Below are 7676 nucleotides of genomic sequence, written 5' to 3' on the forward strand. Positions count from 1 at the left end.
TCCTTAGGCGACGTAGCAAATAACTTCGCCACCGACACCGGTTGCGCGCGCTTTGCGGTCCGTCATGACACCTTGTGGTGTCGAAATAATTGCAACACCCAAGCCGTTCATCACATTTGGAATGTCATCTTTGCCCTTGTAGACACGTAATCCTGGACGGGATACGCGCTCAATGCGCTCGATAACTGGACGGCCGGCGTAATACTTCAAACCGATTTTCAGTTCTGCTTTGCCACCTGCTTCGGCAACAGCAAAATCTTCGATGTAACCCTCGTCCTTAAGGACGTTAGCAATCGCAATTTTGACCTTCGACGATGGCATTGCCACGGCGGTCTTTTGTACTACTTGCGCATTGCGGATACGGGTCAGCATATCGGCGATAGGATCGCTCATACTCATTGCATATTCTCCTATTACCAGCTAGCTTTAGTCATACCCGGAATCTCACCACGCATGGCGATTTCACGGAGCTTAATACGGCCCAGACCGAACTTGCGGAAAGTGCCACGTGGACGACCAGTCAAGGCGCAACGATTACGTTGACGAGTCGGATTTGAGTTACGTGGCAGCGCTTGTAATTTCAAGCGAGCTTCGTAGCGCTCTTCTTCCGACTTCGATTGGTCATCAATGATTGCCTTTAACTCGGCACGCTTACCGGCAAATTTCTTTACCAGGTCAGCACGCTTTTGTTCACGGTTAATCAGTGCCAGTTTTGCCATGGCAACCTCAGTTTCTGAACGGAAATTTAAATGCGGCGAGAAGCGACTTCGCTTCATCGTCGGTCTTGGCAGTCGTCGTGATGCTGATATTCAGACCACGCAGTACGTCAATCTTGTCGTATTCAATTTCGGGGAAAATGATCTGCTCTTTCACACCGATATTGTAGTTACCACGACCGTCAAATGCACGACCAGAAACACCACGGAAGTCACGAACACGCGGTAGCGCGACAGTAACAAGGCGATCCAGAAATTCGTACATGTGAGCGCCACGCAGCGTAACCATACAACCAATTGGGTAGCCTTCACGGATTTTAAAACCCGCAATCGCTTTACGCGCCTTGGTCACAACTGGCTTTTGACCTGCAATCTTGGTCAAATCGCCGACTGCGTGCTCGATGATTTTCTTGTCCGCAATAGCTTCCGATAAACCCATGTTGAGGGTGATCTTCAGGATACGCGGAACTTCCATTACTGATTTATAAGCGTATTTCGCTATCAGATCAGTAACGACCTTTTCTTTATAGAACTCTTGGAGACGGGCCATGATCTCTTAAACCTTAACAACTTCGCCGCTGGACTTGAAAACGCGAACCTTCTTACCGTCCACGTCTTTAAAACCAACGCGATCTGCCTTGCCAGTTGCTACGTTAAACAACGCAACATTTGACACATGAATTGGCATCAGCTTATCAACGATGCCACCAGTTTCACCAGTCATCGGATTTGGTTTAGTCGCTTTTTTAGCAACGTTAATACCATCAACGATAACAAAGTTAGCATCAACGCGTTGTTTTACAACTCCGCGCTTGCCCTTGTCTTTACCAGTCAGGACGATTATCTCGTCACTTTTCCGAATCTTATCCATCTCGACTCCTTACAGCACTTCAGGCGCGAGTGAAACAATCTTCATGAAGCGCTCTGTGCGCAATTCACGAGTGACTGGTCCAAAAATACGCGTACCAATTGGCTCCAGCTTTGCGTTAAGCAACACTGCTGCGTTACCATCGAACTTGACCAACGAACCGTCGGGGCGGCGCACACCTTTTGCAGTGCGAACAACCACGGCGTTGTAGATCTCGCCCTTTTTAACGCGGCCACGCGGCGCAGCAACTTTAACAGTTACTTTGATAACATCGCCAATGCTTGCGTAACGACGCTTGGAACCACCCAGAACCTTGATGCACATAACTTCGCGCGCACCAGTGTTGTCGGCTACTTCGAGCCGGCTTTCCGTTTGAATCATAATTTTTCTTTCCCAACTTAACTCGCGGCCGCACTATGCGGATATACGGTCAGTCTTGGTCCTGTCAGAAACACCCTTGATGGATGCACTGCTTAGGTGGACGACTTCCAAAACTTCTTGCTAATTCTTTTGCTTCAACTGCAGAGTACTCATCTCGCTCTTATTGGAAACCAACAGGAGCGAAGCCAAGCATTATTACATCAATATGCCTGGCCCGCAACAAATACTTATAGAACTTGTCCAACTTGTACAACACGCGTCACACTCCAAGCTTTAGTCTTGGAGATAGGGCGGCCTTCCTGGATCTCTACTACGTCGCCTTCCTTAGCCTGATTGGCTTCATCATGCGCGTGGTACTTGTTAGTACGTACGATGATTTTGCCATACAGAGGATGCTTAACGTGGCGTTCGATTAGGACGGTAACAGTCTTATCCATTTTGTCGGATACAACTTTACCAACCAGCGTGCGCTTCAGCGGTTGTTTCACTTGATCGTTCATTACTGGGCGCCCTTCGAGTTGATGACGGTCTTGACCCGTGCGATATCGCGACGAACTTTTTTCAATTGCGACGTATTGTTTAATTGCTGAGTACCGATTTGCATACGAAGACTAAACTGCGCCTTCAACAATTCTTTCAGCTCTTTAGCCAATGCCGCTTGATCTTTGTCGCGGAGTTCAGATGCTTTCATGATTCACTCCAATTATTGGCCGATTTGACGCACGACGAACGTGGTCAATAGCGGCAATTTAGCTGCAGCCAAACGGAATGCCTCACGCGCGAGTGTTTCATCGACGCCATCCATCTCGTATAGCATTTTACCTGGCTGAATCTCAGCCACGTAGTACTCAGGATTACCCTTACCGTTACCCATGCGGACTTCGGCAGGCTTTTGAGAAATTGGCTTGTCTGGGAAAATGCGAATCCAGATACGACCACCCCGTTTGATGTGACGCGTCATTGCGCGACGTGCAGCTTCGATCTGACGAGCCGTAATACGACCACGGCCAACCGCCTTCAGACCAAATTCGCCAAACGACACGGCAGTACCGCGCGAATGCGAAATGCCCTTGTTGCGGCCTTTTTGCTCTTTACGAAACTTTCTGCGTGCTGGTTGCAGCATGGTTATTCTCCTGCTTTCTCAGCCGGTGCCGATGCAACTGCAACAACACCTTCAGCAGCGCCATCCGGCTTTTTGGCACGGGCTGGGCGCGCAACTGCTGCACCCGGACCCGCTGCGGTTGTAGTTTTAGGACGTGGACGGCTAGACGGCTTACCATCGTCACGACGTGGACCACGACGCTTTTTGTCATCGTCATTAGGGATGTCGACTACCGGTGTTTCACCGTTAGGCAAACGATCGCCTTTGTAAACCCAGACTTTGATACCAATAATGCCGTACGTAGTTTCAGCTTCGCCGAAACCGTAGTCAATGTCAGCGCGCAGAGTGTGCAGTGGCACACGGCCTTCGCGATACCATTCAGTACGAGCAATTTCGATACCATTCAGACGACCGGCTGACATGATTTTGATCCCTTGCGCGCCTAGACGCATTGCATTCTGCATCGCACGTTTCATCGCGCGGCGGAACATAATACGTTTTTCGAGCTGCTGAGCAATCGAATCAGCGATCAACTGTGCATCGGTTTCAGGCTTACGAATTTCTTCGATATTAACGTGAACCGGTACACCCATCAGTTTGGTCAGCGCTGACTTCAATACTTCGATGTCCTCGCCTTTTTTACCGATAACAACACCTGGACGCGAGCTGTAAATTGTAATGCGGGCGTTCTTTGCAGGACGCTCAATAACAACACGGCCAACGGAGGCGTTCTTCAGTTTTTTCTTGAGGTAAGCACGAACCTTCAGATCTTCGTTAAGCATAGTGGCAAAATTGCTATTGCCAGCATACCAACGTGAACTCCAGTTACGCGTTACCGCAAGTCGAAAACCGGTTGGATGAATCTTCTGTCCCATCGTGACTCCTTAGTTTCCGACAGTCACGTAAATGTGACAGGATTGCTTCGAGATACGATCACCACGGCCTTTTGCACGCGCTGTAAAGCGCTTCAGGACCGAACCTTTTTCGACATAGATCGTCGTGATTTTCAGTTCGTCGATATCTGCACCATCGTTATGCTCGGCGTTCGCAATTGCGGACTCCAGAACACGTTTAATGATTGCAGCACCCTTCTTCGGACTAAACGTCAGAATATGAAGAGCTTGATCAACTTTTTTGCCGCGAATCAGATCGGCGACCAGACGGCCCTTTTGGGCCGAAAGACGCACACCGCGGAGGGTAGCTTTAGTTTCCATCATCGGACCTTATCTCTTAGCCTTTTTATCGGCGGCATGACCCTTGAACGTACGAGTCAAAGCGAATTCGCCGAGTTTGTGACCGACCATATTTTCGGAAACATAAACCGGGACGTGTTGTTTGCCGTTATGCACAGCAATCGTCAAACCGATAAAGTCCGGCATGATGGTTGACCGACGCGACCAGGTCTTAATTGGCTTTTTGTCTTTGATTGCCTGAGCAGCCTCGACTTTTTTCACCAGGTGGGCGTCGCAGAACGGCCCTTTTTTCAATGAACGTGTCATGTGTTACCCCTTATTTCTTGCCACGGCGCGAGACGATCATTGAAGTAGTACGCTTGTTGCGGCGTGTCTTCTTCCCTTTTGTCTGCTGACCCCATGGCGAAACTGGATGACGACCAGCTGCGGTCTTACCTTCACCACCACCGTGAGGATGGTCAACCGGATTCATAACCACACCGCGAACGGTAGGACGAACACCGCGCCAACGCATAGCACCCGCTTTACCAATCTTGCGCAGGCTATGTTCAGCATTGCCGACTTCACCGACGGTTGCACGACATTCAATGTGCACACGACGGACTTCACCGGAACGCAGGCGAACCTGAGCGTAGATTCCTTCGCGAGCCATCAACACAACGCCAGCCCCAGCAGTACGCGCCATTTGAGCGCCTTTACCTGGAAGCATTTCAACGCAATGCATGATGGTACCAACCGGGATGTTGCGAATAGGAAGGCAGTTGCCGGACTTGATCGTCGCTTGCGAACCATTCATCACTTGATCGCCTACTGCCATGCCTTTAGCTGCAATGATGTAATGACGCTCACCATCTGCATAGCACAACAATGCGATATTCGCAGTACGGTTTGGATCGTATTCGATACGTTCCACTTTCGCTGGAATACCATCTTTGTTACGCTTAAAGTCAATAACGCGATAGTGCTGCTTATGACCACCACCGATATGACGGGTAGTGATATGACCGTTGTTATTACGACCCGCTGTTTTCGATTTCTTTTCGATCAGGGCAGCAAATGGACGGCCTTTGTACAGGTCGGGATTAACGACCTTAACCATTCCACGGCGACCCGGCGAGGTCGGTTTAACTTTAACGAGTGCCATTATTTAGCCTCCTCGGTGAAGTTGATCTCTTGACCCGGCTTCAAACATACAAATGCGCGACGCGTATGATTACGTCGGCCGTTGGATTTACCGGAGCGCTTTTGCTTACCAATGCGGTTGGCGACTTGCACCGACTCAACCTGCACTTTGAAGAGCAATTCGACAGCAGCTTTAACTTCCAGTTTGGTAGCGTCGGGTGCGATACGGAAAACGACTTGCTCGTTTTTTTCCGCAACAAACGTTGCCTTCTCGGAAATTACTGGCGCTAGCAACACTTTCATCAAGCGCTCTTCGCTATGTTTTAATGCGTTCATGCCAGCATCTCCTCAATCTTGGCCAATGCCAACTTGGTGATCAAGATCTTCTTGTAGAACACCAGAGAAACTGGATCAGCATGACGTGGCTCACATACCAGTACGCCTGGCAGGTTACGCGCAGCCAATAACAGGTTTTCTTCCAGGTTGTCAGTGATGATCAACACAGAATCCAGACCCATATCTTTTAGCTTTTGCGACAGCAGCTTAGTCTTTGGTGCTTCTACCGAGAAATTCTCGACAACCGACAGACGACCTTCACGCGCTAACTGAGACAGAATCGAGCAGATACCTGCGCGATACATCTTCTTGTTAACTTTATGCGTGAAATTTTCATCAGGCGAGTTCGGGAAAATACGACCACCGCCACGCCACAAAGGTGATGACGACATACCAGCACGAGCGCGGCCCGTACCTTTTTGACGCCAAGGCTTTTTGGTTGTGTGATGAACTTCTTCACGATCTTTTTGCTTACGGTTACCGCTGCGAGCGTTAGCCTGATAAGCGACGACGACTTGGTGAATTAGCGCTTCATTGTAGTCACGACCGAATATAGTATCCGGAGCGGCAACGTTTGAAGCAGCTTGTCCTTGGTCATTCAGGAGCTTGAGTTCCATGAATTAGGCTCCCTTCTTTGCTTTGACTTTAATAGCAGGCATCACGACAACTTGACCGTTCTTTGCACCTGGAACTGCGCCCTTAACCATCAACAGTTGGCGCTCGGCGTCAACACGTGCGATTTCAAGGTTTTGCGTAGTTACAGTAACGTCACCCATGTGACCGGTCATACGCTTACCAGGGAAAACACGACCTGGATCCTGCGCCATACCGATGGAACCTGGAACATTATGTGAACGGGAGTTACCGTGGGTAGCACGACCGGATGAGAAGTTGTAACGCTTGATAACACCAGCGTAACCCTTACCGATTGAAGTACCCTGCACATCGACCTTTTGACCGGCTTCGAACAGGCTGGCAGCGATAACATCGCCAGCAGTCAATTCAGAAGCTTTAGCAGAATCGATACGGAATTCTCTTAGGATGGTACCAGCTTCTACACCGGCTTTGGCGTAGTGACCGGCTGCAGCTTTATTCACGCGTGAAGCGCGACGCTGACCGAATGCAACTTGAACAGCGGTATAACCGTCTGTTTCAGGCGTTTTGATTTGAGTCACACGGTTGTTTGATACGTCCACAACGGTAACAGGAATTGATTCCCCATCATCCGTAAAGATGCGCATCATACCAACCTTGCGACCAACAAGGCCTAGGCTCATTGTTTTCTCCATTCCCGCCTACGATTGGGCGGGGCTGATGTTGTACTACTAAATACGTGTGATAGTGGAATCCACCGCCACACCGAAGCCGACTAGTATATCCGGGTTAAATATTATTTGCAACACCAAGTTGATCATGGTATGTGCGTCATACAACCCGTTCAATCTTATTTACAACAGTTGCACTGCAACTGTTGTACTGCAGGAATTATTGCAGCTTGATCTCTACATCAACGCCAGCTGGCAAGTCCAGCTTCATCAATGCATCGACAGTCTTGTCTGTAGGATCAACGATGTCCATCAAACGTTGGTGCGTACGGATTTCAAACTGATCGCGTGAAGTCTTGTTGACGTGCGGCGAACGCAAAACGTCAAACCGTTGAATACGTGTTGGCAAAGGTACTGGACCCTTAACAACTGCACCAGTGCGTTTTGCTGTATCAACGATTTCTTGAGCAGATTGGTCGATTAGACGATAGTCAAATGCTTTCAGACGAATCCGGATTTTTTGATTTGGAGCAGACATGATTTTCCTTTAAAGAACGACCCTTGAATGAATAGCCATCCAAGGTATATTAATAACCTGCCCGGCCAGCAATGCACCGGACAGATACACCCAACTTATTGTGGATCTGGCAGGATCTTGGCAACCACACCCGCACCAACAGTACGCCCACCTTC

General features: G+C 49.3%; 16 protein-coding genes. All 16 read right to left on the minus strand.

Going from position 1 to position 7676, the window contains the following annotated elements:
• Window positions 1–3: 3 nt before the first annotated feature.
• On the minus strand, window positions 4–399 hold the full coding sequence (gene rpsH / locus HAV38_RS07975; RefSeq protein WP_108441479.1) for a 30S ribosomal protein S8: 396 nt from the start codon (window positions 397–399) through the stop codon (window positions 4–6).
• A gap of 14 nt (window positions 400–413) precedes the next feature.
• Window positions 414–719, minus strand: coding sequence for a 30S ribosomal protein S14 (gene rpsN / locus HAV38_RS07980; protein ID WP_108441480.1), 306 nt, complete (start codon window positions 717–719; stop codon window positions 414–416).
• Window positions 720–726: 7 nt separating this feature from the next.
• Entirely contained in the window at window positions 727–1266 is a 540-nt protein-coding gene (rplE, locus tag HAV38_RS07985; RefSeq protein WP_168054160.1) for a 50S ribosomal protein L5, read from the minus strand.
• Between the two features lie 6 nt (window positions 1267–1272).
• Window positions 1273–1587: a 50S ribosomal protein L24 gene (rplX, locus tag HAV38_RS07990; RefSeq protein WP_168054162.1), complete on the minus strand. Its 315-nt coding sequence runs from the start codon at window positions 1585–1587 to the stop codon at window positions 1273–1275.
• A 9-nt stretch (window positions 1588–1596) separates the two neighbouring features.
• Complete coding sequence (gene rplN, locus HAV38_RS07995; RefSeq protein WP_108441483.1) at window positions 1597–1965, minus strand: 50S ribosomal protein L14; 369 nt, start codon at window positions 1963–1965, stop codon at window positions 1597–1599.
• Window positions 1966–2192: 227 nt separating this feature from the next.
• The gene (gene rpsQ / locus HAV38_RS08000; RefSeq protein WP_168054164.1) at window positions 2193–2465 is read right to left on the minus strand and encodes a 30S ribosomal protein S17; all 273 of its coding nucleotides are present in this window, start codon (window positions 2463–2465) and stop codon (window positions 2193–2195) included.
• The gene (rpmC, locus tag HAV38_RS08005; protein ID WP_168054166.1) at window positions 2465–2656 is read right to left on the minus strand and encodes a 50S ribosomal protein L29; all 192 of its coding nucleotides are present in this window, start codon (window positions 2654–2656) and stop codon (window positions 2465–2467) included. Before rpmC ends, rpsQ begins: the two co-directional genes overlap by 1 nt.
• Before the next feature lie 12 nt (window positions 2657–2668).
• Complete coding sequence (rplP, locus tag HAV38_RS08010; protein WP_168054168.1) at window positions 2669–3088, minus strand: 50S ribosomal protein L16; 420 nt, start codon at window positions 3086–3088, stop codon at window positions 2669–2671.
• A 2-nt stretch (window positions 3089–3090) separates the two neighbouring features.
• A complete protein-coding gene (gene rpsC / locus HAV38_RS08015) occupies window positions 3091–3942 on the minus strand; it encodes a 30S ribosomal protein S3 (RefSeq protein ID WP_168054170.1) in 852 nt (283 codons plus the stop codon).
• 9 nt (window positions 3943–3951) lie between these two features.
• Window positions 3952–4284, minus strand: coding sequence for a 50S ribosomal protein L22 (rplV, locus tag HAV38_RS08020; protein WP_184013448.1), 333 nt, complete (start codon window positions 4282–4284; stop codon window positions 3952–3954).
• A 6-nt stretch (window positions 4285–4290) separates the two neighbouring features.
• Window positions 4291–4566, minus strand: coding sequence for a 30S ribosomal protein S19 (rpsS, locus tag HAV38_RS08025; protein WP_108441488.1), 276 nt, complete (start codon window positions 4564–4566; stop codon window positions 4291–4293).
• Between the two features lie 10 nt (window positions 4567–4576).
• The gene (rplB, locus tag HAV38_RS08030) at window positions 4577–5404 is read right to left on the minus strand and encodes a 50S ribosomal protein L2 (protein WP_108441489.1); all 828 of its coding nucleotides are present in this window, start codon (window positions 5402–5404) and stop codon (window positions 4577–4579) included.
• Complete coding sequence (gene rplW, locus HAV38_RS08035; RefSeq protein ID WP_168054172.1) at window positions 5404–5718, minus strand: 50S ribosomal protein L23; 315 nt, start codon at window positions 5716–5718, stop codon at window positions 5404–5406. Before rplW ends, rplB begins: the two co-directional genes overlap by 1 nt.
• Window positions 5715–6335, minus strand: a complete 621-nt coding sequence (gene rplD, locus HAV38_RS08040) for a 50S ribosomal protein L4 (RefSeq protein ID WP_168054174.1) — start codon at window positions 6333–6335, stop codon at window positions 5715–5717. The genes rplW and rplD overlap by 4 nt, the downstream gene beginning before the upstream one ends.
• Before the next feature lie 3 nt (window positions 6336–6338).
• A complete protein-coding gene (rplC, locus tag HAV38_RS08045; RefSeq protein ID WP_245182259.1) occupies window positions 6339–7007 on the minus strand; it encodes a 50S ribosomal protein L3 in 669 nt (222 codons plus the stop codon).
• Between the two features lie 196 nt (window positions 7008–7203).
• Window positions 7204–7521 carry a 30S ribosomal protein S10 gene (rpsJ, locus tag HAV38_RS08050; RefSeq protein ID WP_108441493.1) on the minus strand — a complete coding sequence of 106 codons (318 nt, stop codon included), beginning with the start codon at window positions 7519–7521 and terminating at the stop codon, window positions 7204–7206.
• Window positions 7522–7676: the final 155 nt, after the last annotated feature.

Origin of the sequence: Glaciimonas immobilis, assembly GCF_011947285.1 — a bacterium.
In the GTDB taxonomy this organism is placed as follows: Bacteria; Pseudomonadota; Gammaproteobacteria; order Burkholderiales; family Burkholderiaceae_D; genus Glaciimonas; species Glaciimonas immobilis.

Excerpts from the sequence above, each read along its gene's own strand:
- rplE (WP_168054160.1), bottom strand. The coding sequence starts at position 1,266 with ATGGCCCGTCTCCAAGAGTTCTATAAAGAAAAGGTCGTTACTGATCTG.
- rpsS (WP_108441488.1), bottom strand. The coding sequence starts at position 4,566 with ATGACACGTTCATTGAAAAAAGGGCCGTTCTGCGACGCCCACCTGGTG.
- rpmC (WP_168054166.1), bottom strand. The coding sequence starts at position 2,656 with ATGAAAGCATCTGAACTCCGCGACAAAGATCAAGCGGCATTGGCTAAA.
- rplW (WP_168054172.1), bottom strand. The coding sequence starts at position 5,718 with ATGAACGCATTAAAACATAGCGAAGAGCGCTTGATGAAAGTGTTGCTA.
- rplX (WP_168054162.1), bottom strand. The coding sequence starts at position 1,587 with ATGGATAAGATTCGGAAAAGTGACGAGATAATCGTCCTGACTGGTAAA.
- rplC (WP_245182259.1), bottom strand. The coding sequence starts at position 7,007 with ATGGAGAAAACAATGAGCCTAGGCCTTGTTGGTCGCAAGGTTGGTATG.
- rpsJ (WP_108441493.1), bottom strand. The coding sequence starts at position 7,521 with ATGTCTGCTCCAAATCAAAAAATCCGGATTCGTCTGAAAGCATTTGAC.
- rplN (WP_108441483.1), bottom strand. The coding sequence starts at position 1,965 with ATGATTCAAACGGAAAGCCGGCTCGAAGTAGCCGACAACACTGGTGCG.
- rpsQ (WP_168054164.1), bottom strand. The coding sequence starts at position 2,465 with ATGAACGATCAAGTGAAACAACCGCTGAAGCGCACGCTGGTTGGTAAA.
- rplD (WP_168054174.1), bottom strand. The coding sequence starts at position 6,335 with ATGGAACTCAAGCTCCTGAATGACCAAGGACAAGCTGCTTCAAACGTT.
- rplB (WP_108441489.1), bottom strand. The coding sequence starts at position 5,404 with ATGGCACTCGTTAAAGTTAAACCGACCTCGCCGGGTCGCCGTGGAATG.
- rplV (WP_184013448.1), bottom strand. The coding sequence starts at position 4,284 with ATGATGGAAACTAAAGCTACCCTCCGCGGTGTGCGTCTTTCGGCCCAA.
- rpsC (WP_168054170.1), bottom strand. The coding sequence starts at position 3,942 with ATGGGACAGAAGATTCATCCAACCGGTTTTCGACTTGCGGTAACGCGT.
- rplP (WP_168054168.1), bottom strand. The coding sequence starts at position 3,088 with ATGCTGCAACCAGCACGCAGAAAGTTTCGTAAAGAGCAAAAAGGCCGC.
- rpsN (WP_108441480.1), bottom strand. The coding sequence starts at position 719 with ATGGCAAAACTGGCACTGATTAACCGTGAACAAAAGCGTGCTGACCTG.
- rpsH (WP_108441479.1), bottom strand. The coding sequence starts at position 399 with ATGAGTATGAGCGATCCTATCGCCGATATGCTGACCCGTATCCGCAAT.